Below are 25,726 nucleotides of genomic sequence, written 5' to 3'. Positions count from 1 at the left end.
TCTTGTTGCGGGGCTCCTTCACTTCAAATCTAATACACAGTAGGTAACCCATGGCTGGCGATAGAAAACGTGGATTTATCCGTCCTGATGAAGATGATGCGCTGATTGAACCGCAACGTTGGGGTTTGCCCGACTATGGCGATTCAAAGGAAAAAAAAGCCAAACAGACTGCGTTTAACTACGATCCTAGCTGGGTGCCAAACTTTGACGAGCCAGAAGAAGAACAAGCTCTTGAACTGACAGAAGAACAGATCGAACTGATCAAGCAAGGCGCTTATCAAGAAGGTTTGTACCAAGGTCAAGAAGCTGGCTTTAAGCAAGGGTACGACAAAGGCAAAGAAGAAGGCTTGCAAGCAGGCCATGCCGAGGGCTTAGAGCTGGGTAAAGCAGAAGGCGTTTCTGCTGGCCAAGAGTTTATTCAACAGCAGGTTGAAGTGTTTATGAATCTCGCCAACCAGTTTGCTCAACCTTTGGAGCTGATGAATGCTCAGGTAGAGAAGCAACTGGTGGACATGGTGCTGTGTTTAGTCAAAGAAGTGGTGCATGTCGAGGTTCAAACCAATCCACAAATTATTCTCGATACGGTTAAGCAGTCGGTAGAAGCGCTGCCGATTTCTGGCCATCCAATCACATTGCATCTCAACCCTGAAGATGTTGCCATCATTCGCTCTGCGTATGGTGAAGAAGATTTAGATTGCCGCAACTGGACACTGGTTTCTGAGCCATCACTTAATCGTGGCGATGTGCAAATCGAAGCAGGCGAATCGAGCATTAACTACCGCATGGAAGAGCGCATCAAGAGTGTGCTGCACAGTTTTTGTGGCGCGAACCGTCACCAAGAGGGTGAGTAATCCATGCAAGCTTTGGCCGATCGTCTCAAAAACTACAAAGTCGAAGGCTTAACCACGCGCCCGGTCGCTTCTGGCAAATTGGTGCGCGTTGTAGGTTTGACCCTAGAAGCAACGGGCTGTCGTGCGCCGATCGGCAGTCTATGTTTGGTTGAAACCATGTCTGGTCACATGGAAGCCGAAGTAGTTGGGTTTTCTGGTGACAACTTGTATTTGATGCCGAGTGAGCAAATCACCGGTATTTTGCCCGGTGCAAAAGTGACGCCACTTACCAGCGAAGCAGGTTTGCCTGTCGGTATGGAGCTGCTTGGCCGCGTTATTGACGGCGTGGGCAATCCGCTGGATGGACTTGGCCCGATTTACACTGAGCACCGTGCGTCATTTAATGCGGAACCCATCAACCCACTGGCACGAAAACCGATCTCTGAACCACTCGATGTTGGCTTAAAAGCGATCAACGGTTTGTTGACGGTAGGCAAAGGCCAGCGTATTGGCTTGTTTGCGGGTTCTGGTGTGGGTAAATCGGTCACGCTAGGCATGATGACACGAGGCACTACAGCGCAAGTGGTGGTGGTAGGTCTGATTGGTGAACGTGGACGCGAAGTTAAAGAATTTATTGAAGAGATTTTAGGCGAAGACGGACGTCGTCGCTCAGTTGTGGTGGCTGCACCAGCTGATGCATCTCCGTTGATGCGTTTGAAAGGGTGTCAAACGGCGCTTACGATTGCCGAGTACTTCCGCGACCAAGGTTTGGATGTGCTGTTGCTGATGGATTCACTGACCCGTTTTGCTCAAGCACAGCGTGAAATTGCCTTGTCGGTTGGTGAACCGCCAGCCACCAAAGGTTATCCGCCTTCGGTATTTGCCAAGTTGCCTGCGCTGGTGGAACGTGCGGGTAATGGCAGCCCAGAGCAAGGCTCGATCACCGCTTTCTTTACCGTTTTAACTGAAGGTGACGATCTGCAAGATCCTATCGCCGATGCGTCTCGTGCCATTCTCGATGGTCACATTGTTTTGTCGCGTGAAATGGCAGACGCGGGTCATTACCCTGCGATTGATGTCGAGAAATCGGTCAGCCGTGTGATGCCTCAGATCACCACCGAAGAACATGTGTTGATGTCGAAAGCGGTACGTCAGGTCTTGTCTATTTGTCGCAAAAATCAAGATTTGGTGTCGATTGGTGCTTACAAGCCGGGCACCGATCCGGCTATCGATGGCGCATTTACATTAAAGCCAAAGCTAGACGAATACTTGCAGCAGCGTATGAAAGAATCGGTGCCATACGATATGTGCGTCAATATGCTCAGAAATATTTTGGGTGGGTAATAGCGTATGAATAATGCGATGGAATTCCTACTTGAGCAGACCAAAGAGCGCGAAGACCAAGCCGTACTTGCGCTGAACAAAGCGCGCTCTGAGCTTGAAGACTATTATCGTCAGGTTGAGCAAATCGAAAAGTATCGTCTCGATTACTGCCAGCAGTTGGTGGATCGTGGCCAAGCGGGTTTAACCGCCAGCCAATACGGGCATCTCAACCGATTCTTATGTCAGCTTGACGAGACACTATCAAAGCAAAAGCAAGCAGAGCATCACTTCAAAGAACAAGTCGAAAACTGCAAAGACTACTGGCTCAAGATGCGCCAAGAACGCATGTCTTACGAGTGGATGATCGAAAAGAAAGCGAAAGAAAAGCAAATCGCGGAAGCCAAACGTGAGCAAAAGCAGATGGATGAGTTTTCCACGCTGTTGTTTAGCCGTAAGGCCAAGCCGTTCTAATTTTTGTTGAAGTTGATCTCGCTTCCACTCTTTTCGTGTGCGTTGTTCGTCAGGAAAATAGCCTTATGCGTTGGCGTGATTTTTGCAAATTCATGGTTTAATTATCTAATTTTGCCTCTGATGGGCAATCTGGTTACGCCATAAAAAGGCGTAGCTAAAAACGAGAAAGTTTTTATGAATGTGAATTTGTCTAATGTTTCTGCGACTAACAAGACCTCGGCTTCTGAGTCTTCCGCAAAAGCACCTACAGAAAGCTCTGAAAGCAAAGGTTTTTTTGAAACCTTAGCGGGAGTTTTTACAGGTTCACAAAAAGCAGAAAAAGCAGAAAAAGCGGTCACTCAAACAGCAAGTACAGATGCAAAGACCGACGTTAGCGCCACAGAAGGTGAAACGGTCGAGAAGAATGGCGAGAGCCAAGAATCAGTCGCGAACCGTGAGAGTGTCGATGGAAAAGCGGCTGATGCATTGCTAGAGCATGAAGGCGTAAAAGCCGTTGCTGACGAATCCGAGCAAACTTCGGAATCACTTCAAGAAGAAGGTAAAGACCCCGTCGTAGCTAAGCAAGCTTTGTCGCCAATGGAGTCAGAGGCTCAGTTGGATTCAAAACAAAGCGCTCAGAACACAGACTCGCAAGATAAGATAGCGGTGGCCAGTGCGATGGGAGAAGGTCAGCAACTACTCGGTCGTATTGAACAAGCGAACCAAGCATTGCAAACCAATGATTCTTTTGTTGATAGCGGCAAGGGTTTGCCTCTACAGGCGACGCAAGCAACTTCTTTTTCTGCTCCAGTGTCGAAACTGGTCGAAACAGATGACGCAAAAGCGCTAGCAGCGTTGCAATCGACGCTTTCTGTTGAGCAAGTGAATTTGGCGGCCGAGCAGCAACTGGAACCAATCTTAGATGCCAATGGAAAGCCGATTGATATTGAGAAGCTACAGTCTCAATCAACCGAATGGCAAAACCTGAATGCGCCTACTGTAATGGATGCTTCAGCAATGCAACAAGCTCAGGCGAACACCTCAGGTGCATTGGATGGTTCGGTGTCACTTGACCCTGCGACGGTCGGCTTTGAAGGTAAGGCGGTTCAGCTGGTTTCAATTGATGAGCTGGAAGTCATTGATACCAAGTTGGCGCAAGGCAAACCTCTAAGCGAACAAGAAATCGATGTCATTGAAGGTTTGAGAGCGGGTGACGTCGTCGCGGATGTTCCTGAGCAAGATCTAGCCCAGTTGGTTGCGCTGCCAACGGACGTGAAAGCCATTCTTGCGGAGCAAAATACATCGCAGCATAACAATGTACGAAACGGCAGCGAACGCACAGCCGCTGCAGTCGCGATGGGGCAACAAGCACAATACGTGAACGCGCAAGAGATGAAGCACGTCGCTGCGCAAGCGCCAATGGCTCAACATGCCGATAAACTTGCGTCCGCACCAATGCCTGATGCGCTGGTGGCGAATAATTTCAACCCAGCAGTTCAAATGGCTGCTAATGGTGAAGTGAGCCACAAAGCGATCAATGCCGCGTTAAGTGCAGGTGCGTTGAAAGCTACGGCGAGCCAGCAAGATAAGCCAGAGTCGCAATACGGATTAGCAGGACAGCTGCAAGCGGCAGCAGGTCAACAAGGTGCAGTAGCCCAACAGCAAACCCGAGCGGAAGCCGCTCAGCAAGCGCAACTGCCTCTGCAATTAACAAAAGAGCTCGCTAATGAGCAAGTGGCGGAAAAAGTACAAATGATGATGTCGAAGAACTTGAAGAACCTCGACATCCGACTTGACCCACCAGAGCTTGGCCGTATGCAAATTCGCATGACGATGAACAACGATTTGGCCAACGTGCATTTTACGGTTACCAACCCACAAGCGCGTGACATTATTGAACAAACGTTGCCTCGTCTACGTGAAATGTTGGCTCAACAAGGGATGCAACTGGCGGATTCCTCGGTTCAGCAGCAAAGCAGTGGACAACAGCAAAGTGGTTACGCAGCGGCTGAACAAAATGGCCAAGGCACGTCTGGACGCGGTTTTTCTGGCCAGTCAGACGAAAACTTTGATGCCGACGTGAATCTTGATTTGAATGTGGTTTCAAAGCGTGATGGAATTAGTTTTTACGCCTAATGTCGTAACCTCAACCATCTTGAACAAGAACAAATAATTAGAGAAAACAATGGCAGAAGAACAGCTACAAGGTGCCGATGCACCAAAAGGTAAAAGCAAGCTACTGATCATCATTATTGCAGTCGTGGTTCTGCTCGGTGGTGGTGGCGCGGCGGCGTTCTTTTTAATGGGATCGGATGATTCGGCTCAAGCCGCAGAGGCAGAGTCACAGCAAACACAGGCCGCAGCGGCTAACCCAATTGCGTACGTGAATCTTCCGCAACCGTTCATTTTTAACGTGACGGGTGACCGTCGCGATAGACTGGTGCAAATCAAAGCGCAGCTTATGGTACGTGGCTCTGAGAATGAGCAGTTGGCGCGTTACCATTCTCCGTTGGTTGAGAGCTCTTTGTTATCAACATTTGCATCGGCAACGGTAGAGCAGCTTCGTTCTCCAACGGGTCGAGTGGAACTGCGAGACCGAGCTTCCGAAGATATCAAAGCAGCTTTAAATGCTGCGGTCGGCAAGCCAGTGATTGAAAAAGTACTGTTTACAGATTTTGTTATTCAATAGGTAAAACGTGACCGATCTATTAAGCCAAGACGAAATTGATGCGCTACTGCACGGGGTTGATGATGTCGATGACATTGATGAGCCCTTAGATAACGACACGGAAGGTGCCGTCAGTTTCGATTTCTCGTCTCAAGACAGGATTGTCCGTGGTCGAATGCCAACGCTCGAACTGATTAACGAGCGTTTTGCACGACACATGCGGATCAGTCTGTTTAACATGCTGCGCAAAACGGCCGAAGTGTCGATCAACGGCGTACAGATGATGAAGTTTGGCGAGTACCAAAATACGTTGTACGTGCCAACCAGTTTGAACATGGTTCGCTTCCGTCCTCTTAAAGGTACGGCATTGATTACCATGGAAGCGCGTCTCGTCTTCATTCTGGTAGAAAACTTCTTTGGTGGCGATGGCCGCTTCCACGCCAAAATCGAAGGCCGTGAATTTACGCCAACTGAGCGTCGCATTATCCAGCTACTGCTGAAAATTGTGTTTGAAGACTACAAAGAAGCGTGGTCGCCAGTCATGGGCGTCGAGTTCGAATACCTCGATTCTGAAGTAAACCCAAGCATGGCAAACATCGTGAGCCCGACCGAAGTGATTGTCGTGAGCTCATTTCATATTGAAGTGGATGGCGGTGGCGGTGACTTCCATGTCGTAATGCCGTATTCCATGGTCGAGCCAATCCGCGAGTTGCTCGATGCTGGTGTTCAGTCGGACAAGATGGAAACCGACGTACGTTGGAGTTCAGCGCTGCGCGAAGAGATCATGGACTGCCCGGTAAACTTCCGAGTGAATTTGCTGGAAAAAGACATATCGTTGCGCGATTTGATGGAGCTGCAACCAGGCGACATTATTCCGATTGAAATGCCTGAGCACGCTACCATGTTTATCGAAGATTTACCGACTTACCGCGTAAAAATGGGTCGCTCTGAAGACAAGCTTGCCGTGCAAGTCTCTCAAGAGATTGAACGCCCACACGTAGTGAAAACTGATTTAGCCTTCTTGGGCAAAGACATCATGTCTGAGCTTGAGAATGACGATGATAGAGATGATTAAGACTCCTTACTCGTTGATTTGATTGAGTAAGGCTTAACACAGGATAGAAAAATGGAACCAAGTGACGATCAAAAGCTAGCAGACGAATGGGCAGCCGCTCTTGGCGAAGACCCGTCTGCACCTTCTATTGATGTAGATGAAGTATTGGCAGCGCCACTGGAAGAGCTGAAAGATACTTCTCGACCAATTACCGACGATGAACGTCGTAAACTCGATACCATCATGGACATTCCCGTTACCATCTCGATGGAAGTGGGACGTTCGCAAATCAGCATTCGTAACCTATTGCAATTGAACCAAGGTTCGGTCGTAGAGCTAGACCGCCTAGCGGGTGAATCGCTTGATGTCTTGGTTAACGGTACGTTGATTGCGCACGGCGAAGTCGTGGTAGTGAACGACAAGTTTGGTATCCGTTTGACTGATGTGATCAGCCAAACTGAACGCATCAAAAAGCTGCGTTAATATGACAAGTTCAATCACAAAGAGATTGAAGCAAATCACAGGAGCACTCGGTTTAATGCTGAGTGCTCCTTACGCATTTGCGGCTGCACCCAGTAATCTCGATTTAGCAACCACCTTGGGTTCACTTGTGCTGGTTATTGGTGTCATTTTGCTGTTGGCATGGTTGCTTAAACGCATGCAAGTGCCGGCGTTAGGGCAGCAAAAAGGTTTACGCATCGTGAGCCAATTACCTGTCGGCACCAAAGAGCGAATCGCCGTGGTTCAGGTTGGAGAAGAGCAGTTTTTGGTGGGCATCACTAGTCAATCGATCCAAACCTTAGCCAAGCTAGAAAAGCCATTGAAAGAGGAAGAGTTGGCGACCAATGCTTTTGCCAGTCAGTTCAGCCAACTGATCAAGAAAAATGACAAAGGGTAATCCAATCCGTCTGCTTTTTAGCACTTTGGTGCTACTGGTTGGCGTGCTGTTTTCTTCATTTTCGTTTGCTGAGGCAGAGGAATCACCGCTGCCTGCGAATTTAGCAGAAGGGAGCAGTGTGACGGTTCAGGCCATGCAAAGCGATACCGGAGCAAGTCGCTCTATGTCGGTTGGCAACGGTGCGGGTATTCCAGCTTTCACCATGACCACCAATCCGGATGGCAGTGAAGACTATTCTGTTACATTGCAAATTCTCGCCTTAATGACCATGCTGGGCTTCTTGCCAGCAATGGTGATTTTGATGACGTCTTTCACCCGAATTGTGGTGGTAATGTCGATTCTGCGTCAGGCGATGGGCTTACAACAAACACCATCGAATCAGGTGATCATTGGCATCGCGCTTTTCTTGACCTTCTTTGTCATGTCTCCTGTGCTCAACGAAATCAATGACACGGCTATCCAGCCATACATCAACGAACAAGTGACAGCGCGCGAAGCATTTGATGCAGCGCAAGTGCCGATGAAGGCCTTCATGCTTAAGCAAACGCGCATTAAGGATTTGGAAACCTTCGTAAATATGTCGGGCGAGCAAGTAACCAATCCAGAAGATGTCTCGATGGCGGTGTTGATTCCCGCTTTTATCACCTCGGAGCTGAAAACGGCGTTCCAAATCGGTTTCATGTTGTTTCTGCCGTTCTTGATCATCGACTTGGTGGTGGCATCGGTTTTGATGGCCATGGGTATGATGATGCTATCGCCAATGATTGTATCGCTGCCGTTTAAGTTAATGCTGTTTGTGTTGGTGGATGGTTGGAACTTGATATTGTCGACCTTAGCCGGCAGTTTTGCCCTTTAGATTGGCACAGAGAAAAGAGGTAAGACATGACTCCTGAAATGTTTGTCGAGCTTTTCCGTGAGGCACTGTGGATGGTGTTGATCATGGTCTGTGCCATTATTATCCCTAGTTTGCTCATCGGTTTGGTCGTGGCGATTTTTCAAGCCGCGACGTCAATTAACGAACAGACATTAAGCTTCTTACCTCGTTTGATCGTGACTTTGTTAGCTTTGATGCTGTTTGGTCACTGGATGACGCAAATGCTGATGGAATATTTCTTCGGCTTGATTGAGCGCTTGCCTCAGGTTCTGTACTAGAGGCTGGTATGGAGTATCCCACTCAAATCATCTTAGACTGGATAGCCAATTATTTTTGGCCGTACGTTCGTATCTCGTCGATGTTGATGGTAATGACCGTTACTGGCGCTCGCTTTGTTTCTCCTCGTATTCGTTTGTATCTCGGCCTTGCGATTACTTTTGCCGTGATGCCCGCTATTCCTGCTGTTCCGCAAGACATTCAACTGCTCTCATTTCGTGGTTTTATGACCATCGCAGAGCAGATGATCATTGGCGTCGCGATGGGCATGGTGACGCAATTTATGATCCAAACGTTTGTGTTGCTCGGGCAAATCCTTGGTATGCAATCGAGCTTAGGTTTTGCGTCGATGGTCGATCCTGCCAATGGTCAGAACACGCCATTGCTCGGTCAATTATTCATGTTCTTGACCACCATGTTTTTCCTCGCAACCGATGGTCACTTAAAAATGCTGCAACTGGTGGTGTTCAGCTTTAAAACCCTACCTATAGGGTCGGGCACGCTTACCGCGGTGGATTTTCGTGATATGGCGGGTTGGCTTGGCATTATGTTCAAAACTGCTCTGAGTATGTCGCTATCAGGCATCATCGCGCTGCTTACTATCAACTTGTCGTTTGGTGTAATGACGCGTGCCGCGCCTCAGCTGAACATTTTCTCGCTCGGCTTTGCGTTTGCATTGATGGTGGGTCTATTGATTTGCTGGTACATCTTGGCTGGTCTATACAGTCATTATGAATTGTACTGGGCATTGGGTGAGGAGCAGATTTGTAGCCTCATTCGCTTGGATTGTTAGGAGGCTGGTTTGGCAGAGTCAGACGGTCAGGAACGCACCGAAGAAGCCACGCCCCGACGGTTACAACAAGCCAGAGAAAAGGGGCAGGTCGCACGCTCAAAAGAGCTCGCATCGGCGTCAGTGCTGATTGTGGGTGCTATCGCTCTGATGTGGTTTGGCGAGTCACTTGCACGTTCGCTGTTTTCCATTATGAGTCGTTTGTTCGACCTCAAACGCGACGAAATCTTTGACACAACAAAGCTGTTTGATATCGCATTAGGCGCAATGACAGATTTGCTTTTTCCACTGTTTCTCATCCTTATCACGTTGTTTGTGGCGGCGACGATTGGTGCAGCAGGGGTTGGGGGCATTAGCTTTTCTGCCGAAGCGGCAATGCCTAAGCTGTCCAAAATGAACCCTCTGAGCGGTTTAAAACGCATGGTGGGCATGCAAAGTTGGGTTGAACTGATCAAATCGATCTTGAAAGTGGTGTTGGTGACAGGCGTTGCCATGTATTTGATCCAAGCGTCGCAAGCGGATTTGATCCAACTTAGCATGGATGTTTACCCGCAGAACATTTTCCACGCGCTGGATATTTTGCTCAACTTCATCTTGTTGATCAGCTGCTCGTTATTGATTGTTGTGGCCATCGATATACCGTTCCAGATTTGGCAGCACGCCGATCAGTTGAAGATGACCAAGCAAGAAGTGAAAGACGAATACAAAGAAACCGAAGGTAAGCCAGAGGTGAAAGGTCGTATTCGTATGCTGCAAAGGGAGGCGGCACAACGCCGGATGATGGCCGATGTACCTCAAGCAGACGTTATTGTCACCAACCCGGAGCACTATTCAGTGGCGCTGCGTTATAAGCAGAAAACAGATCGTGCGCCAGTCGTGATAGCGAAAGGTACGGATCATATGGCGATGAAAATTCGAGAAGTGGCACGCGAGCACGACATTACGATTGTGCCTGCTCCACCACTTGCACGTGCGCTTTACCATACCACTGAGTTGGAACAAGAAATTCCTGACGGTCTGTTTACCGCGGTCGCGCAAGTGCTGGCGTTTGTGTTCCAGTTAAAACAGTACCGCAAACGTGGTGGTCAGCGACCGAAAATTCAAGATTATGACTTGCCAATCCCGCCGGAACATCGTCATTAATCGTACAAAAAGCAAAATTAAGAAAAATATAAAACAATCAATGGATTGTGCTGTTATTTAGCTTTGAGTCATTATTTTGGCGTTGATTTTGGTACATAGATTGCTTAAGTCGACTAATTATCAACTATACCTAAACTTTTAGGCGAAAGTGGTCGCGTATAAACATTAGACATACGTATTAAAGTGCGTATTCGCGTGACGCTTCAATTCGATTGAGATACCTCGCAGTATGAAGTTAAGCCTGCCGTTTGCAGATAAATTGCCACGAATTCGTCAGCGTGAGATGCCAGCTATTGGCGCGCCTGTCATGGTTTTGGCCACCCTTGCGATGGTGGTATTACCGATACCCGCGTTCCTACTGGATATGTTCTTCACCTTTAATATCGCCTTAGCCATGGTGGTGTTGTTGGTGACGGTATATACACGCCGCCCGTTAGATTTCGCCGCGTTCCCGACGGTACTGCTGATCGCAACGTTGTTGCGTTTGGCGCTGAACGTTGCGTCTACTCGTGTCGTGTTACTTCACGGCCATGAAGGGGGCAATGCGGCAGGTAACGTTATCGAGGCGTTTGGTAACGTTGTAATTGGCGGTAACTACGCAGTCGGTTTAGTCGTCTTCCTCATCTTGATGATCATTAACTTTATGGTTGTGACCAAAGGTGCGGGGCGTATTTCTGAGGTGAGCGCTCGTTTCACCCTTGATGCGTTGCCTGGTAAACAGATGGCGATTGATGCGGACTTAAACGCAGGCCTTATCGACCAAGAGCAAGCGCGCGTGCGTCGTTTTGAAGTGACTAAAGAGGCAGACTTCTACGGCTCAATGGATGGTGCGTCTAAGTTTGTAAAAGGCGATGCGATAGCCGGTATTTTGATTCTGTTTATCAACATCATCGGCGGTCTGTCGATTGGTATGGCGCAGTACGGGTTAGGCTTTGGTGAAGCGATCCAAATCTATACCTTGCTAACGATCGGTGATGGTCTGGTTGCTCAAATTCCATCTCTATTGCTGTCAATTGCAGCGGCGATGATGGTAACGCGCCAAAACACCGATGAAGACATGGGCGAGCAGTTGGTTTTCCAAATGTTCGACAACCCGAAAGCGTTGATGATCACGGCGGCAATTTTGGGCGTGATGGGTATCGTACCGGGCATGCCGCATTTTGCTTTCTTAACGTTGGCCGTTGCTGCTGGCGCGGGTGCTTACTTAATTGACAAGCGTCAGAAGCAAAAAGCAAAAGAACCAGCATTACCTGCGAAAGCAGAAGATGGCAGCGAGCCCATTTCTCAACGTGAGTTGTCGTGGGATGACGTTCAACCTGTTGATATTATTGGTTTAGAAGTGGGGTATCGATTAATCCCGCTGGTGGATCGTGACCAAGGCGGAGAGTTATTAGAGCGCGTGAAAGGCGTTCGTAAAAAGCTCTCACAAGATTTTGGTTTCTTGATCCCAGCTGTACACATTCGCGACAACCTTGAGCTGACGCCAAACAGCTACAGAATTACCCTGATGGGCGTTGCGGTGGGTGAAGCGGAAATTCGCCCAGACCAAGAATTGGCGATTAACCCTGGTCAGGTTTACGGCATGATTGATGGCGAACCGACCATGGACCCGGCATTCGGCCTAGAAGCCGTGTGGATTCGTGAAGAGCAGCGCGAGCACGCTCAGGCTCTCGGTTATACCGTGGTGGATTCATCGACGGTATTGGCAACGCATCTAAGTCAGTTATTAACCAACAACGCATCGCAGTTGATTGGTCATGAAGAAGTACAGAATTTATTGGAGATGCTAGGCCGAAGTGCACCGAAATTGGTGGAGAACTTCGTACCGGATCAACTCCCATTAGGTGTGGTGGTGAAAGTGTTGCAGAACTTGTTGAATGAAGCCATTCCTATTCGCGACATTCGTACCATCGTACAAACCTTGGCTGAGTACTCAAGTAAGAGTCAAGAACCTGACATATTAACAGCGGCGGTTCGAATCAGTCTGAAACGCCTAATTGTTCAGGAAATCAATGGTATAGAGCCAGAACTGCCTGTGATTACCTTGATTCCTGAGCTGGAACAAATATTGCATCAAACTATGCAAGCCTCGGGAGGTGAATCTGCTGGCATTGAGCCAGGACTCGCTGAACGTTTGCAGTCTTCACTAAGCCATGCAACGCAAGAGCAAGAGTTGAAGGGCGAACCTGCCGTTCTACTTACGTCTGGCGTGTTGCGATCCACACTGGCTAAGTTTGTGAAGAACACAATACCTAATCTCCGGGTACTGTCTTATCAAGAAATACCGGATGAAAAACAGATCAGAATTGTGCAAGCCGTGGGTAATTAATCTCACGCATCATTAATGGATTCATAGTTTGAAAATAAAGCGATTTTTTGCCAAAGACATGCGATCAGCGCTGCTCCAAGTGAAAGAGGAGTTGGGTGCAGATGCGGTGATCATGTCAAACAAGAAAGTGGCAGGCGGTGTAGCGATTGTTGCTGCAGTGGATAATGAATCCAATCCGCCTTCATCCAGTGCTTCTTCGCAATCAAATCGTGGTGCTTCTCAATCGAATCGCTATAACGAACATCGTCAAATGTCGTCATCAGCGGCCGATCGTTTTCAAGATCGCAGTTTAGATGAAGATAAAATTAGCCTACAAAACAGCAAAGAAAAATCAGGCTCGATGACACAGCGATTCGCGAACATGCTGAAGCAATACAGTGGTGGCGCAGCAGAGTCTGACGATCATGTTGCGGAAAACGAAGATTCGTTATCAGCCCTATTGCAACGCCAAAATAAGCACCGCGAAAGCTACAACCAAGAAAAGCCCGTGCCATACCAGCCGGACTCTCCTTTGGCGAAATTGATTGCTCAAGATAACCGTTTTGAGCGACCAACGCCGAAGTTAGATCCTACGCGCTATGACCGTCGTCGCCCATCCTCTGAAGAGCGTGACGAGTCAGCAAAAGAGCTGGAGAATATGCGCGAAGAGATGACCTCGATTCGTCGTCTGCTGGAACATCAAGTCTCCGGTTTAATGTGGCAAGAAGTGGAACGTCGTGAGCCATTAAGAGCCATGCTTATCAAACGCTTAGAGCGTATGGGCGTGTCTCCTGAGCTTGCAGACCAAATGGCATGTTACATCCCAGAAGACACCAAGCCTGCACGTGCGTGGAAGGCGTTGCTGTCACTCGTTGCGGATCAAATTAACATACCAAAACAAGATATTTTAAAACGTGGTGGTGTGGTTGCATTGCTTGGCCCTACAGGCGTCGGAAAAACGACAACTGTCGCGAAGCTTGCTGCACGCGCAGCCATGGAATACGGTGCCGACAATGTGGCCCTTGTGACAACAGATACATATCGCATAGGTGCACATGAGCAACTCTCCATTTACGGGAGAATTATGGGTTGTCCTGTAAGAGTTGCTAAAGATTCTAACGAATTAGCCGATGTTATATATCAGCTAAGAAACAGAAGACTGATTTTGGTCGATACGGCAGGGATGGGACAAAGAGATGTTAGGCTTTCCGAGCAGCTCGATACCCTAATGCAAGAGAGTGGTGAAGTGATTCATAGCTACCTTGTTTTGCCAGCTACCGCACAACGTCGAGTTCTACAAGAAACTCTTGATCACTTCCGACGCATTCCGCTGTCGGGTTGTATTCTCACTAAGCTTGATGAGTCATTAAGTTTAGGTGAATTCATTAGTGTGGTGATTCAAAACGCAATGCCAGTGGCTTACATAGCAAATGGTCAACGCGTGCCTGAAGACATTGTGATAGCACAACCAAAATACATGCTTGCGAAAGCAAACGAACTGTTAGAGAAGTCGACAGAGAACGAACCTCACTTTTGGAACAGTGACAACGAAGGACTCTAGGGCGGCGGACTACTATGACTGAGAATATGATACACGATCAAGCAAGCGGCCTCCGTCGCTTAACACAACCATCGTTGACAAAAGTGATTGCTGTTACTGGCGGCAAAGGTGGTGTGGGGAAATCTAACGTAACGCTGGGTCTGGCGATCTGCATGGCTCGCCAAGGCAAAAAGGTGATGGTTCTCGACGCTGACCTAGGTCTGGCTAATGTTGACGTAATGCTCGGAATTCGTTCAAAACGTAACCTGGGACATGTGCTAGCGGGTGAATGTGAGCTAAAAGATGCGATTGTTGAAGGCCCTTATGGTATAAAGATAATCCCTGCAACTTCTGGCACACAAAGCATGACAGAGCTTTCTCATGCTCAACATGCTGGACTCATCCGCGCATTTGGTAGTCTTGAAGATGAAATGGACATCCTGCTAATTGATACAGCAGCTGGCATTTCTGATATGGTTATTAGTTTTTCTCGTGCAGCTCAAGATGTAGTTGTAGTAGTCTGTGACGAACCGACTTCTATCACTGATGCTTATGCACTAATTAAGCTTTTGAGCAAAGAACACCAAGTCCAACGCTTTAAAGTTGTTGCAAATATGGTCAGAAGCTACCGAGAAGGTCGAGAATTGTTTGCAAAGTTGACGCTAGTCACAGAGCGGTTCTTGAATGTAAGCCTTGAGCTCGTAGCATGTATTCCATTAGATGATAAAGTACGACAAGCCGTAAAAAGACAAAAAATTGTCGTTGATGCGTTCCCTCGCTCTCCTGCGGCTTTAGCTATCAGCTCATTGGCAAACAAAGCGCTGATGTGGCCACTGCCGAAAACACCAAGTGGACACTTGGAATTTTTTGTGGAAAGGTTGCTAAATCGTACCGAATTCGCAGAGGACCCTTTTGGTGAATAAAGCGATAACCTATGACCAGCATGGCAAGTTTAATAGTCAGCAAGCGTTCATTGAACGCTACTCTGTGTTGGTTAAGCGTATTGCTCACCACCTGTTAGGCCGTTTACCGCCGAGTGTTCAGGTAGAGGATTTAATTCAGGCCGGCATGATCGGTCTTATCGAAGCTCAGCAGAATTATGATGGTTCTAAAGGTGCGAGCTTTGAAACTTATGCTGGTATCCGTATTCGTGGCGCCATGTTAGATGACATGCGCAAAGGTGACTGGGTACCGCGTTCTGTTCATAAGAATAATCGCGAAATTAATCAAGCGGTCGCAGAGCTGGAAGGCGTGTTAAATCGTGATCCGACAGATTCTGAAGTAGCAGCACATCTCGGGATGTCACTGGATCAATATCATAGTGCTCTGACCGATATAAACTGCTCAAGATTAGTTGGTATTGAAGATTTAGGCGTTTCTGATGATGTGATTTCACCAGCAGATGAAACTGATGACAGCAACCCATTTAAGGGTGTAGCAGATGAATCGTTCAGAAAAGCACTGGTTGAATCAATAAAACAGCTTCCAGAGCGTGAAGCTTTAGTACTTTCGCTTTATTATGACGAAGAACTCAATTTGAAAGAAATTGGTGATGTATTAGGTGTAAGCGAATCTCGTGTAAGCCAAATACTAAGCCAAGCGATGCAACGTTTACGCACCAAGCTCAGTGCGTGGACACAAAATGACTAAAAACACTGATTTTACGATTCAGTGGAGGCAATTTTGAATAAAAACATGAAGATCCTTATTGTTGACGATTTCTCAACAATGCGCCGTATTGTTAAAAACCTGCTTCGTGACTTGGGTTTCAATAACACTCAAGAAGCCGACGACGGTTTAACTGCATTACCAATGCTGAAAAAAGGTGACTTCGATTTTGTTGTAACCGACTGGAATATGCCAGGAATGCAAGGTATCGATCTGCTTAAACACATCCGTGCCGATGCAGAGCTTAAGCACCTTCCTGTACTTATGATCACGGCTGAAGCGAAGCGTGAGCAGATCATCGAAGCTGCTCAAGCAGGTGTAAACGGCTACATTGTTAAGCCATTTACTGCTGCAACACTAAAAGAAAAATTAGAGAAAATTTTCGAACGTTTATAACTCTCTCTTTCTCTTTGTTATTCGAGTCGTTTATTCCAAATAATACATACACATAAAATGACTCGTTTGACGTTTTCGAAGCGATAAGAAGAACTAAACGTAAAAGGGTCTATTCAGAATGATCTCACTAGAGCAGGCGAAGTCGCTCGTTCAAATGCTAGAAAACGGGGAACAAGATCAAGCGAACATGCTTGTTGCCTCGCTATATGAAGGTACAGAGAATCCGGTTTTGCAAGAAATCGGAACACTGACTCGAGACCTTCATGATTCACTAAAGCAGTTCAACCTCGATCAACGCATGACCGAAATAGCTAAAGATGAAATCCCGAATGCTCGGGATCGTCTGCACTATGTGATCGAGAAAACGGAACTGGCAGCAAACAAGACGATGGATGCAGTAGATTGCTGCCTTCCAATCGCCGATAACCTGCATGATTGCCTTCAACAAGTTCGTCCTCAATGGAATGAACTCATGTACGGGCGCATTGAATTAAGCGAATTCAAAGCTCTGTGTCACCGTATCGACAAACTGCTTGTTCAGGTCGAAGGTGATAGCACTGAATTGCGCGGTCAGTTGACCGAAATTCTTATGGCGCAAGACTTCCAAGACTTAACGGGTCAAATTATTCGTCGCGTAATTACGCTGGTAAACGAAGTAGAAGGCCGTTTGGTGGAAATCCTCACCGTATTCTCTGGCCAAAAACCAGCAGAACAGGTTCAAGTTTTGTCAGAACCGGCAGATAAAAAGATTAAACAATCAAGCGAAGCCGAAGGCCCTATTCTTCATCCAGAACTGAGAGAAGATGCGGTTTCATCGCAGGACGAAGTCGATGACTTGTTGTCCAGTCTTGGATTTTAAAGGTAACGTATGAGCTACGATTTAGACGAAGATATCCTTCAGGACTTTCTAATTGAGGCCGGAGAAATCCTAGAGCTGCTTTCTGAGCAGCTGGTTGAGTTAGAAAACAATCCAGAAGACAAAGACTTACTTAATGCTATCTTCCGCGGTTTTCATACCGTGAAAGGTGGTGCCGGTTTCCTATCCTTAGCAGAACTGGTCGACACCTGCCACGGTGCAGAGAACGTGTTCGACGTGTTGCGAAATGGCCAACGTTCTGTAACGCCAAGCCTCATGGATACCATGTTGAAGGCGTTGGATACGGTAAATACCCAGTTCCAAGCTGTGCAAGATCGAGAAGCGTTAGAAGCTGCAGACCCTGCATTGCTGGATGAACTGCACCGTCTATGTAAGCCTGAGTCTGAAGACGAAGTAGCTACAGTGGTTGAAGAACCTATCGTTACTCCAGAACCAGTTATCCCAGAACCTGCTAACGAAGTGCCAGCTGCCCCTGCAGCCGACATAACGGAGGCGGGTTCTATAGGTTCTGTCGACGAAATTACTCAAGACGAGTTTGAAAAGCTTCTTGATGAGCTGCACGGTAAAGGTGCTGCACCAGGCGCATCGACATCAGCTCCAACAGCGGCTGCACCTGTTCAAGCAAGTGCGCCTGTTCTGGACAATGGCGATATCACCGATGACGAATTCGAACGTCTTCTCGATGAATTGCATGGTGTTGGTCAGAGCCCTTCAGCAGCAACTGCCGCTCCTGTAGAGACGCCTAAAGCACCAGAACCTGCTGCTCCTGCGGTTTCAGCTGCTTCAGGCGATAGCGACCTGATGACCGATGAAGAGTTTGAGAAGCTGCTTGACGAGCTACACGGTGCGGGCAAAGGCCCAACGCTTGAAGAGCTTGATATGGCAACTAAGCCTGCTTCCGCTTTAGCTCCAGAAGCGCCAAAACCAGCACCTGTTGCGCAGCCGGCTCCGGTTTCAACGCCAGCCTCTGCTCCTAAGCCAGCAGCAAAACCTGTGGCGGTGAAAGAGGAGCCAAAAGCGTCTGCACCAGCGGTGAAAAAGCCACAAGCAGAAGCGACGGTACGTGTTGATACATCAACGCTAGATACCATCATGAACATGGTGGGTGAGCTCGTGTTGGTACGTAACCGCTTATTAAGTCTTGGTTTGAACAGCGACAATGAAGAAATGTCGAAAGCTGTGGCAAACCTAGACGTTGTTACTGCAGACCTTCAAGGTGCAGTAATGAAAACGCGCATGCAGCCAATTAAGAAAGTATTTGGCCGTTTCCCTCGCGTTGTACGTGACTTGGCGCGTAACCTAAATAAAGACATCGTGCTGGAAATGCGCGGTGAAGAAACCGATCTCGATAAAAACCTAGTAGAAGCGCTAGCGGATCCATTGATCCACTTGGTGCGCAACTCGGTTGACCACGGCATTGAAATGCCAGAAGACCGCGTAAAAGCGGGTAAATCGCGCACTGGTAAAGTCATCCTATCTGCTTCACAAGAAGGTGACCATATCGAATTGGCTATCGTTGATGACGGTGGCGGTATGGATCCTAATAAACTTCGTGGCATTGCGGTAAAACGCGGCATGATGGACGAAGATGCAGCAGCGCGTCTATCGGACAAAGAGTGTTTCAACCTTATCTTCGCCCCTGGCTTCTCAAGTAAAGAGAAAATCTCTGATATTTCAGGCCGCGGTGTAGGTATGGACGTAGTTAAGACGGCGATCAACACCTTAAACGGCTCTATCGACATCGATTCAGAGCTAGGCAAGGGCACGAAGATCACCATCAAAGTGCCACTGACTCTTGCGATTTTGCCGACCTTAATGGTGGGTGTTGGCGGTCATCCGTTTGCACTACCACTTGCGTCAGTAAATGAGATTTTCCACTTAGATTTAAGCCGCACCAACGTGGTAGATGGTCAGTTAACCATCATCGTTCGCGATAAGTCTATTCCACTGTTCTACCTACAAAACTGGTTGGCGTCTAAGTCTCCTCGCGTGGAGCAACGCATCGGTCATGGTCATGTTGTGATTGTGCAGATCGGCAGCCAACGCGTTGGTTTTGTCGTCGACACGCTTATCGGTCAAGAAGAAGTGGTTATCAAGCCATTAGATAACTTATTGCAAGGTACACCAGGTATGGCTGGTGCGACGATTACCAGTGATGGTCACATTGCATTGATTCTTGATGTGCCAGATCTATTGAAGCAATACGCAGCAGCTTCGCGCATCTAAGCTGACGTAAAGAAAAGGAACAAAATGGCGATTAAAGTACTAGTCGTTGATGATTCGAGTTTTTTCCGTCGTCGCGTAAGCGAAATCATCAACTCAGAATCGCGCCTAGAAGTGATTGACGTTGCGGTAAATGGCAGAGAAGCGGTCGAAAAAGCCAAAGCTCTCAAGCCGGACGTCATCACCATGGATATTGAAATGCCAGTTATGGATGGCATTACGGCTGTGCGTGAAATCATGGCCGCATCTCCAACGCCAATTCTGATGTTTTCGTCCCTGACTCATGATGGGGCGAAAGCAACTCTTGATGCGTTGGACGCTGGTGCTCTGGACTTCTTACCGAAGAAGTTTGAAGATATTGCACGTAACCGCGATGAAGCGGTTTCGCTGCTTCAGCAACGTGTCATTCAAATTGCCTCCAAGCGTGCTTTCATGCGCCGTCCTGTAGCGCGTCCAGCTGCTGCAACTAGTGCTGCGCGCCCACTGGCTTCAAGAACCGCTGCGCCTGCCGCATCGGCTCCGGCTCGACCGGCAGCAACCAAGTTCCGCGCATCGGGTAAGAAATACCAGTTAACTGCGATTGGCACATCCACTGGTGGCCCAGTTGCTTTACAAAAAATTCTTACTCGTCTGCCGATGAACTACCCACATCCAATCGTGCTGATTCAGCATATGCCTGCGACATTTACGGCGGCATTTGCAAGTCGATTGAACACGTTGTGTAAGATTCAAGTGAAAGAAGCACAAGACGGTGATGTGTTACAAGCTGGCGTGGCTTACCTAGCGCCAGGCGGCAAGCAAATGATGATTGATGGTCGTGCAGGTGCTGCTCGCCTTCGCATCATTGATGGCGGTGATCGCATGAACTACAAACCGTGTGTGGATGTGACCTTTGGCTCGGCGGCGAAAGTTTACGGCGACAAAGTGCTTTCTATGGTGCTCACCGGAATGGGTGCAGATGGCCGAGAAGGTGCACGTATGCTGAAATCGGCAGGTTCAACCATTTGGGCACAAGACGAAGAAAGCTGTGTGGTTTACGGTATGCCTCAAGCTGTTGCTAAAGCGGGCATTTCTTCTGAAGATTTACCTCTTGACCGAATTGCAGAACGCATGCTGGTGGAAGTGGGTTTAGCGTAGGATAAATCATGATCGTTTGGAGTGTAGCTAACCAAAAAGGTGGGGTAGGTAAAACCACATCAACAGTGACACTAGCAGGTTTGTTGAGCCAGAAAGGTCATCGTGTATTGATGGTCGACACCGATCCTCATGCGTCACTGACGACTTATCTTGGTTATGACTCAGATACCGTGTCATCAAGCTTGTTTGATCTGTTTCAGCTAAAGACGTTCACTCGCGATACGGTTAAGCCGTTGATCTTAGAAACCGAGTTGGAAGGAATGGACATCATTCCTGCGCACATGTCATTGGCTACGCTAGACCGCGTAATGGGTAACCGCAGTGGCATGGGGCTGATTTTGAAGCGCGCACTTCAAGCGGTTTCGCAAGATTACGACTACGTGTTGATCGATTGTCCGCCAATCCTTGGTGTGATGATGGTTAATGCACTCGCGGCGAGTGATCGTATCTTGATCCCAGTACAGACTGAGTTCCTCGCGATGAAAGGCTTGGAACGTATGATTCGTACGTTGACGATCATGCAGAAATCACGTCCAGATGGGTTCAAAGTCACCATCGTACCAACCATGTACGACAAGCGAACTCGCGCTTCGTTGCAGACTTTGACGCAACTGAAAAAAGACTACCCGAACCAAGTGTGGACTTCCGCAGTACCGATTGACACCAAGTTCCGAGACGCAAGTTTGAAACACTTACCAGCGTCGCACTTTGCATCCGGTAGCCGTGGTGTGTTTGCGTACAAACAGCTATTGATTTACTTGGAGAGGTTAGCGTTCGATGAGCAGTAACAGCGTACTTTCCAGCGAGCAGGCGCTTGATGATTACTTCAGTGCATTACTCGGTGAAGAAGTTGAGGTGACTGATCTCGAACATGAGCTTGACTTGCTCGCTCAGGAACTATCCTCTGCAGAGCCAGAGCCAGAGCCAGAGCCAGAGCCAGAGCCAGAGCCAGAGCCAGAGCCAGAGCCAGAGCCAGAGCCAGAGCCAGAGCCAGAGCCAGAGCCAGAGCTCCAGATGCAATACGCAGAGTCAGACTCTTACCAGTTTCGCGAAAACTACGCACCGCAACTGGAAGCGCCGAATTTAGAAGACGTTCAAAGGTTATTGAGTCAACTCGAATCGACCAATGTCGTGGACGAGTTAGATATTGACGACATTTTGGAACAGAACACCATCGACATTGCGATTCACGCAAAGTCGATACAACCAGACGTTGAAGTAGCTGTTGAGTCACCAATAGAAGTGGTTGAAGAAATTCAAGAATGGGTGATAGAAGAGCCTGTTTCTGAAGTCATTCAAACTGAGTTGGCTCAAGTCGAAGCGGTAGAAGTTGTTCCTGAGATAGAACAAGACATCGCGATAGAGCAGCAAACCGAAACGCAACTGGAAACCGAGGCGAGCCCTGCGATCCCCAATACGTGGGAAGGCACGCAAAGAAGTGAAGATTTTCAAGTGCTTTACTTTGATGTCAACGAAGTGACATTTGCCGTACCGCTCGATGAATTGGGTGGCATTCATCGCATTACCGAGCTCAACCACCTTATTGGTCGACCAGCCTGGTACTTAGGTTTACAGACGAACCGCGAACAGCAGTTTGATGTCGTCGACACTGCAAAGTGGGTGATGGCAGACAAACTCCGTGGGGATGAATACAAAGATAACTACCAATACGTTGTCATGCTTGGTGAAAGCATGTGGGGTTTGGCCAGTAACCAACTATTGGGTACTGAAACCCTAAATGGCGACAATGTTCGTTGGCGAGAACAAGCGGGTAAACGCCCTTGGCTAGCGGGCATGGTGAAAGAAAAAATGTGTGCTTTAATTCATGTCCAAGCACTTATAGACATGCTAAACGCCGGTTTAGATGTAAAATCACTGAATTAGATTTAAGTCGGGAACGACATTAACGAGGATTAACTATGTCTCAAGCTTTTGAAGTAGAAGTGAAGAAAGATACATCGAATGACGAAGTTCTTCAGTGGGTGACGTTCCAACTAGAAGAAGAAACGTACGGCATCAATGTAATGCAAGTTCGTGAAGTTCTTCGTTACACTGAAATTGCTCCAGTTCCAGGTGCGCCAGATTACGTACTAGGTATCATCAACCTACGTGGTAACGTTGTAACGGTTATCGATACACGTTCACGCTTCGGTTTGATGGAAGGCGAAGTAACTGATAACACACGTATCATCGTGATCGAATCAGAGCGTCAAGTTATCGGCATCTTGGTAGATAGCGTTGCTGAAGTGGTTTACCTACGTTCTTCTGAGATCGACACTACGCCTTCTGTAGGTACAGACGAAAGCGCGAAATTCATCCAAGGTGTAAGCAACCGTGACGGTAAGCTTCTGATCCTTGTTGATTTGAACAAGCTGCTAACTGACGACGAATGGGACGAGATGGCTCACCTATAATTGGCTGAATGATGATGGCTGAAGAGACTTTTTTATCTGTACCATTCCTCGCGGGTGGCGTTGCGTTTATTGTATTGGTGTTGGTTGTGTTGCAGCTGCGCATTCGTGCTGGTTTGCAAAAGCAAATGGACCAACAGCGAGCGCAGGCACGACACGCGGATAAAGAAGTGCAGAAGCTGAACAAACAGCTACTAGAGGTACGTTCGGTTGTAGTTGGCCTTGGCCAAAAAGTAACTGAGCAGCAAGATATCATCCAACATCTTAATGAGCGAATTCGCGAACTAGAACACGCTGATACTGATGGTCGCTTATACAGTAGAGCAACCAAAATGGTGCAGTTAGGGGCTGATATCAACGAGCTAATCGAAGAGTGTGAACTGCCAAAAGCAGAAGCAGAGTTGATGCTCTCTTTGCAGAAAAAACTGGCTGGAAAAGAGAAGATCCCGCCATTAAGCAGTCAACCTTCCGATGATTCGAATTACCCACCACGTGGGCGTCGACGATAAAGAGAATAAAAAGAAGCTTCGGCTTCTTTTTTTATATCTAAAATAAAAACTTATAGCCACTTATGGTTAATTTTATCAAAGTGTGACAGTAAGTTAACAAAAATACATGAACTTACATACATCCCTGCTTTCTTATCCTGTTTTGTCACAAGTAAGCTGTGTTAATATAGCCCTTCGTTCCTTATGAAGTTGAAGCCCTATGTTAGAAGTGTCTAACCTGACTGCGATCCGTGATGAAAGGGTCCTGTTTGAAAACCTGCAATTTGAAATTAAGCCTGGTGAGTTAGTCCAGATCGAAGGGCGTAATGGCACAGGTAAAACGACGCTACTGCGCATTATTACAGGGTTAGGCGATAGAGAAGAAGGAATGATCAAGTGGAAAGGTGAAGAGGTTGAAAAATCTCGTGATGTCTTCCACCAAGACTTGCTATTTCTCGGCCATCAAACTGGCGTAAAGCGCGAACTCACCGCATTTGAAAACTTACGTTTTTACCAATCTATTCAAAATAACAGCACTTCCGATGAAGAAATCTTTACTGCTTTAACCCAAGTGGGGCTTGCGGGGCGAGAAGATGTACCTGTAGCACAACTTTCTGCGGGTCAGCAGCGTCGCGTTGCTTTGGCTAGACTTTGGCTAAGTAAGCAGATTTTGTGGATTTTGGATGAACCACTAACAGCAATCGACAAACAAGGTGTCAAAGTGCTTGAAGCTCTGTTTGCTCAGCATGCCGATAACGGTGGCATTGTGATGTTAACGACGCACCAAGATATGTTTGCTGACAGCCCTAAACTTAGAAAAATAAAATTGGGTGATTGATATGATTTCGGCCATGACAACTATTATTCGCCGCGAACTCTTGATTGCATTTCGTCGCCAAGCCGACATTTTGAACCCGCTTTGGTTCTTTATTATTGTTATTACTTTGTTTCCATTGAGTATTGGGCCTGAACCTAATTTGTTAGCACGTATTGCAGCGGGCATTGTTTGGGTTGCTGCATTGCTATCGGCATTATTATCATTAGAACGTCTATTTCGTGATGATTTTCAAGATGGTGCGTTAGAGCAAATGATGCTCATGCCAATTCCCTTGCAACTTGTGGTGATATCTAAGGTCATAGCTCATTGGGTGCTAACGGGATTACCGCTGATTTTGATCAGCCCGCTATTGGCAGTATTACTTTCTCTGGATTTCAACACTTGGTTGTCTGTGGTGCTCACGTTAATGATTGGCACCCCGACACTGAGTTTTATCGGTGCTATTGGTGTGGCGCTGACAGTTGGGTTACAAAAGGGCGGCGTTCTTTTGAGTTTGCTTATTCTTCCGCTCTATATCCCAATTCTGATTTTCGCAACATCGGCGATTGATGCTGCTGCGTTAGGTATGGCGTATAACGGTCAATTGGCGATTTTAGGTGCAATGTTAATGGGCGCGATAACTCTCACGCCATTTGCAATCAGCGCCGCGTTGCGAGTTAGTGTTAACTAACTCAATAAAGTGTCATTAACACGACGCTTGATCAAAGAATTATTATTAAAGCACTGCTACGGTCTCGACCCCTTAGACAGTGTCCCTGAAGTAAGAGTGAGAACTAAACATGTGGAAATGGCTACATCCTTATGCCAAGCCAGAAGCAGCTTACCGTTTGAGTGGTAAGTTCTTACCTTGGTTTTCTGTATTGGCCCTCGTATGCCTAGCGGTAGGTACCGTTTGGGGACTGGCGTTTGCGCCTTCTGATTACCAACAAGGTGACAGTTTCCGAATTATTTATATTCATGTTCCATCTGCTATTTGGTCTATGGGCGTGTACATGTCGATGGCGATTGCTGCCTTTATCGGTTTGGTTTGGCAAGTTCGCTTATCAGATATGGCCGCTCTTGCGATGGCACCGATCGGCGCAGTATTCACCTTTATTGCTCTTCTGACTGGTGCTGTTTGGGGTAAACCGATGTGGGGCACTTGGTGGGTATGGGATGCTCGTCTTACTTCTGAACTTATTCTTCTATTCCTTTACCTTGGTGTGATAGCACTTTACCACGCGTTTGATGACCAAAAAACGGCTGCAAAAGCAGCGGGTATTTTGGCGATTGTTGGCGTAGTGAACCTGCCAATCATCCACTTCTCTGTTGAGTGGTGGAACACGCTTCACCAAGGCGCAACAATTACGAAATTCGAACAACCTTCAATTTCATCCGACATGCTTTGGCCACTGTTGCTGAATATCTTTGGTTTTGCGTTCTTCTTTGGTGCTGTGACTATGGTGCGTTTCCGTAACGAAATCATCAGTAAAGAAAGTCATCGCCCTTGGGTTCGCGATCTCGCAACAGACAAAACTCAGTGAGGTAATTAACG

27 protein-coding genes are annotated in these 25,726 nt (G+C 47.5%); all 27 read left to right on the top strand.

Annotated features, from left to right (window positions below; translation table 11 throughout):
- The first annotated feature begins 50 nt into the window (after positions 1-50).
- The 27 genes from fliH (at position 51) to DYB02_RS12970 (ending at position 25,715) form a co-directional block, all read left to right on the top strand.
- Positions 51-851: a flagellar assembly protein FliH gene (fliH, locus tag DYB02_RS13100; protein WP_005457705.1), complete on the top strand. Its 801-nt coding sequence runs from the start codon at positions 51-53 to the stop codon at positions 849-851.
- Between the two features lie 3 nt (positions 852-854).
- Entirely contained in the window at positions 855-2,174 is a 1,320-nt protein-coding gene (gene fliI, locus DYB02_RS13095; protein ID WP_005457757.1) for a flagellar protein export ATPase FliI, read from the top strand.
- 6 nt (positions 2,175-2,180) lie between these two features.
- On the top strand, positions 2,181-2,624 hold the full coding sequence (gene fliJ / locus DYB02_RS13090; protein ID WP_005457733.1) for a flagellar export protein FliJ: 444 nt from the start codon (positions 2,181-2,183) through the stop codon (positions 2,622-2,624).
- Positions 2,625-2,798: 174 nt separating this feature from the next.
- On the top strand, positions 2,799-4,739 hold the full coding sequence (locus DYB02_RS13085) for a flagellar hook-length control protein FliK (protein WP_029803908.1): 1,941 nt from the start codon (positions 2,799-2,801) through the stop codon (positions 4,737-4,739).
- A gap of 49 nt (positions 4,740-4,788) precedes the next feature.
- The gene (fliL, locus tag DYB02_RS13080; RefSeq protein ID WP_005457696.1) at positions 4,789-5,292 is read left to right on the top strand and encodes a flagellar basal body-associated protein FliL; all 504 of its coding nucleotides are present in this window, start codon (positions 4,789-4,791) and stop codon (positions 5,290-5,292) included.
- A gap of 7 nt (positions 5,293-5,299) precedes the next feature.
- Complete coding sequence (gene fliM / locus DYB02_RS13075) at positions 5,300-6,346, top strand: flagellar motor switch protein FliM (protein ID WP_005457756.1); 1,047 nt, start codon at positions 5,300-5,302, stop codon at positions 6,344-6,346.
- Between the two features lie 51 nt (positions 6,347-6,397).
- On the top strand, positions 6,398-6,808 hold the full coding sequence (fliN, locus tag DYB02_RS13070) for a flagellar motor switch protein FliN (protein ID WP_005457660.1): 411 nt from the start codon (positions 6,398-6,400) through the stop codon (positions 6,806-6,808).
- Position 6,809: 1 nt separating this feature from the next.
- Positions 6,810-7,223 (top strand): flagellar biosynthetic protein FliO, encoded by a 414-nt coding sequence (fliO, locus tag DYB02_RS13065; RefSeq protein WP_005457659.1) that lies wholly within the window; start codon positions 6,810-6,812, stop codon positions 7,221-7,223.
- Positions 7,210-8,079: a flagellar type III secretion system pore protein FliP gene (gene fliP / locus DYB02_RS13060; RefSeq protein WP_029803910.1), complete on the top strand. Its 870-nt coding sequence runs from the start codon at positions 7,210-7,212 to the stop codon at positions 8,077-8,079. The genes fliO and fliP overlap by 14 nt, the downstream gene beginning before the upstream one ends.
- Positions 8,080-8,105: 26 nt before the next feature.
- On the top strand, positions 8,106-8,375 hold the full coding sequence (gene fliQ / locus DYB02_RS13055; protein WP_005457784.1) for a flagellar biosynthesis protein FliQ: 270 nt from the start codon (positions 8,106-8,108) through the stop codon (positions 8,373-8,375).
- A gap of 8 nt (positions 8,376-8,383) precedes the next feature.
- Complete coding sequence (gene fliR, locus DYB02_RS13050) at positions 8,384-9,166, top strand: flagellar biosynthetic protein FliR (protein WP_005481059.1); 783 nt, start codon at positions 8,384-8,386, stop codon at positions 9,164-9,166.
- Between the two features lie 9 nt (positions 9,167-9,175).
- Entirely contained in the window at positions 9,176-10,306 is a 1,131-nt protein-coding gene (gene flhB, locus DYB02_RS13045) for a flagellar biosynthesis protein FlhB (RefSeq protein ID WP_005457645.1), read from the top strand.
- Positions 10,307-10,535: 229 nt separating this feature from the next.
- Positions 10,536-12,635 carry a flagellar biosynthesis protein FlhA gene (gene flhA / locus DYB02_RS13040; protein ID WP_005457662.1) on the top strand — a complete coding sequence of 700 codons (2,100 nt, stop codon included), beginning with the start codon at positions 10,536-10,538 and terminating at the stop codon, positions 12,633-12,635.
- Between the two features lie 28 nt (positions 12,636-12,663).
- Positions 12,664-14,175 (top strand): flagellar biosynthesis GTPase FlhF, encoded by a 1,512-nt coding sequence (flhF, locus tag DYB02_RS13035; protein WP_029803911.1) that lies wholly within the window; start codon positions 12,664-12,666, stop codon positions 14,173-14,175.
- Between the two features lie 14 nt (positions 14,176-14,189).
- A complete protein-coding gene (locus DYB02_RS13030) occupies positions 14,190-15,077 on the top strand; it encodes a MinD/ParA family protein (protein ID WP_005457698.1) in 888 nt (295 codons plus the stop codon).
- A complete protein-coding gene (locus DYB02_RS13025) occupies positions 15,070-15,804 on the top strand; it encodes an RNA polymerase sigma factor FliA (RefSeq protein ID WP_005457739.1) in 735 nt (244 codons plus the stop codon). Before DYB02_RS13030 ends, DYB02_RS13025 begins: the two co-directional genes overlap by 8 nt.
- Before the next feature lie 45 nt (positions 15,805-15,849).
- Positions 15,850-16,218, top strand: coding sequence for a chemotaxis response regulator CheY (gene cheY / locus DYB02_RS13020; protein WP_021451399.1), 369 nt, complete (start codon positions 15,850-15,852; stop codon positions 16,216-16,218).
- A gap of 118 nt (positions 16,219-16,336) precedes the next feature.
- Positions 16,337-17,077, top strand: a complete 741-nt coding sequence (locus tag DYB02_RS13015; RefSeq protein ID WP_005457755.1) for a protein phosphatase CheZ — start codon at positions 16,337-16,339, stop codon at positions 17,075-17,077.
- Between the two features lie 9 nt (positions 17,078-17,086).
- On the top strand, positions 17,087-19,321 hold the full coding sequence (locus DYB02_RS13010) for a chemotaxis protein CheA (protein ID WP_005457777.1): 2,235 nt from the start codon (positions 17,087-17,089) through the stop codon (positions 19,319-19,321).
- A 24-nt stretch (positions 19,322-19,345) separates the two neighbouring features.
- A complete protein-coding gene (locus DYB02_RS13005; RefSeq protein WP_017447791.1) occupies positions 19,346-20,455 on the top strand; it encodes a protein-glutamate methylesterase/protein-glutamine glutaminase in 1,110 nt (369 codons plus the stop codon).
- Positions 20,456-20,463: 8 nt separating this feature from the next.
- Positions 20,464-21,243 carry a ParA family protein gene (locus DYB02_RS13000; protein WP_005479466.1) on the top strand — a complete coding sequence of 260 codons (780 nt, stop codon included), beginning with the start codon at positions 20,464-20,466 and terminating at the stop codon, positions 21,241-21,243.
- Positions 21,233-22,339 carry a chemotaxis protein CheW gene (locus DYB02_RS12995; protein ID WP_047022971.1) on the top strand — a complete coding sequence of 369 codons (1,107 nt, stop codon included), beginning with the start codon at positions 21,233-21,235 and terminating at the stop codon, positions 22,337-22,339. Before DYB02_RS13000 ends, DYB02_RS12995 begins: the two co-directional genes overlap by 11 nt.
- Before the next feature lie 35 nt (positions 22,340-22,374).
- Positions 22,375-22,869, top strand: a complete 495-nt coding sequence (locus DYB02_RS12990) for a chemotaxis protein CheW (protein WP_005438733.1) — start codon at positions 22,375-22,377, stop codon at positions 22,867-22,869.
- A gap of 14 nt (positions 22,870-22,883) precedes the next feature.
- Positions 22,884-23,375: a DUF2802 domain-containing protein gene (locus tag DYB02_RS12985; protein ID WP_025505995.1), complete on the top strand. Its 492-nt coding sequence runs from the start codon at positions 22,884-22,886 to the stop codon at positions 23,373-23,375.
- Positions 23,376-23,574: 199 nt separating this feature from the next.
- Positions 23,575-24,192, top strand: a complete 618-nt coding sequence (gene ccmA, locus DYB02_RS12980; protein WP_005457758.1) for a cytochrome c biogenesis heme-transporting ATPase CcmA — start codon at positions 23,575-23,577, stop codon at positions 24,190-24,192.
- A gap of 1 nt (position 24,193) precedes the next feature.
- On the top strand, positions 24,194-24,862 hold the full coding sequence (gene ccmB / locus DYB02_RS12975; protein WP_005457672.1) for a heme exporter protein CcmB: 669 nt from the start codon (positions 24,194-24,196) through the stop codon (positions 24,860-24,862).
- A 109-nt stretch (positions 24,863-24,971) separates the two neighbouring features.
- Complete coding sequence (locus tag DYB02_RS12970; protein ID WP_005457654.1) at positions 24,972-25,715, top strand: heme ABC transporter permease; 744 nt, start codon at positions 24,972-24,974, stop codon at positions 25,713-25,715.
- Positions 25,716-25,726 lie beyond the last annotated feature (11 nt).

The sequence above is a fragment of the Vibrio parahaemolyticus genome (assembly GCF_900460535.1).
Classification (GTDB): Bacteria; Pseudomonadota; Gammaproteobacteria; order Enterobacterales; family Vibrionaceae; genus Vibrio; species Vibrio parahaemolyticus.
The sequence above is the reverse complement of the archived record's forward strand: the minus strand, read 5'-3'. Positions and strand labels throughout refer to the sequence as shown.

Bases quoted from the DNA above. Each gene is read 5' to 3' on its own strand.
- DYB02_RS13000 (WP_005479466.1), top strand. From the start codon at position 20,464: ATGATCGTTTGGAGTGTAGCTAACCAAAAAGGTGGGGTAGGTAAAACC.
- fliR (WP_005481059.1), top strand. From the start codon at position 8,384: ATGGAGTATCCCACTCAAATCATCTTAGACTGGATAGCCAATTATTTT.
- ccmA (WP_005457758.1), top strand. From the start codon at position 23,575: ATGTTAGAAGTGTCTAACCTGACTGCGATCCGTGATGAAAGGGTCCTG.
- DYB02_RS13085 (WP_029803908.1), top strand. From the start codon at position 2,799: ATGAATGTGAATTTGTCTAATGTTTCTGCGACTAACAAGACCTCGGCT.
- DYB02_RS13030 (WP_005457698.1), top strand. From the start codon at position 14,190: ATGACTGAGAATATGATACACGATCAAGCAAGCGGCCTCCGTCGCTTA.
- fliP (WP_029803910.1), top strand. From the start codon at position 7,210: ATGACAAAGGGTAATCCAATCCGTCTGCTTTTTAGCACTTTGGTGCTA.
- fliL (WP_005457696.1), top strand. From the start codon at position 4,789: ATGGCAGAAGAACAGCTACAAGGTGCCGATGCACCAAAAGGTAAAAGC.
- DYB02_RS12985 (WP_025505995.1), top strand. From the start codon at position 22,884: ATGGCTGAAGAGACTTTTTTATCTGTACCATTCCTCGCGGGTGGCGTT.
- fliH (WP_005457705.1), top strand. From the start codon at position 51: ATGGCTGGCGATAGAAAACGTGGATTTATCCGTCCTGATGAAGATGAT.
- cheY (WP_021451399.1), top strand. From the start codon at position 15,850: ATGAAGATCCTTATTGTTGACGATTTCTCAACAATGCGCCGTATTGTT.
- fliO (WP_005457659.1), top strand. From the start codon at position 6,810: ATGACAAGTTCAATCACAAAGAGATTGAAGCAAATCACAGGAGCACTC.
- DYB02_RS13005 (WP_017447791.1), top strand. From the start codon at position 19,346: ATGGCGATTAAAGTACTAGTCGTTGATGATTCGAGTTTTTTCCGTCGT.
- fliJ (WP_005457733.1), top strand. From the start codon at position 2,181: ATGAATAATGCGATGGAATTCCTACTTGAGCAGACCAAAGAGCGCGAA.
- fliI (WP_005457757.1), top strand. From the start codon at position 855: ATGCAAGCTTTGGCCGATCGTCTCAAAAACTACAAAGTCGAAGGCTTA.
- DYB02_RS12995 (WP_047022971.1), top strand. From the start codon at position 21,233: ATGAGCAGTAACAGCGTACTTTCCAGCGAGCAGGCGCTTGATGATTAC.
- DYB02_RS13015 (WP_005457755.1), top strand. From the start codon at position 16,337: ATGATCTCACTAGAGCAGGCGAAGTCGCTCGTTCAAATGCTAGAAAAC.
- flhA (WP_005457662.1), top strand. From the start codon at position 10,536: ATGAAGTTAAGCCTGCCGTTTGCAGATAAATTGCCACGAATTCGTCAG.
- DYB02_RS12970 (WP_005457654.1), top strand. From the start codon at position 24,972: ATGTGGAAATGGCTACATCCTTATGCCAAGCCAGAAGCAGCTTACCGT.
- DYB02_RS12990 (WP_005438733.1), top strand. From the start codon at position 22,375: ATGTCTCAAGCTTTTGAAGTAGAAGTGAAGAAAGATACATCGAATGAC.
- fliN (WP_005457660.1), top strand. From the start codon at position 6,398: ATGGAACCAAGTGACGATCAAAAGCTAGCAGACGAATGGGCAGCCGCT.
- ccmB (WP_005457672.1), top strand. From the start codon at position 24,194: ATGATTTCGGCCATGACAACTATTATTCGCCGCGAACTCTTGATTGCA.
- fliQ (WP_005457784.1), top strand. From the start codon at position 8,106: ATGACTCCTGAAATGTTTGTCGAGCTTTTCCGTGAGGCACTGTGGATG.
- DYB02_RS13010 (WP_005457777.1), top strand. From the start codon at position 17,087: ATGAGCTACGATTTAGACGAAGATATCCTTCAGGACTTTCTAATTGAG.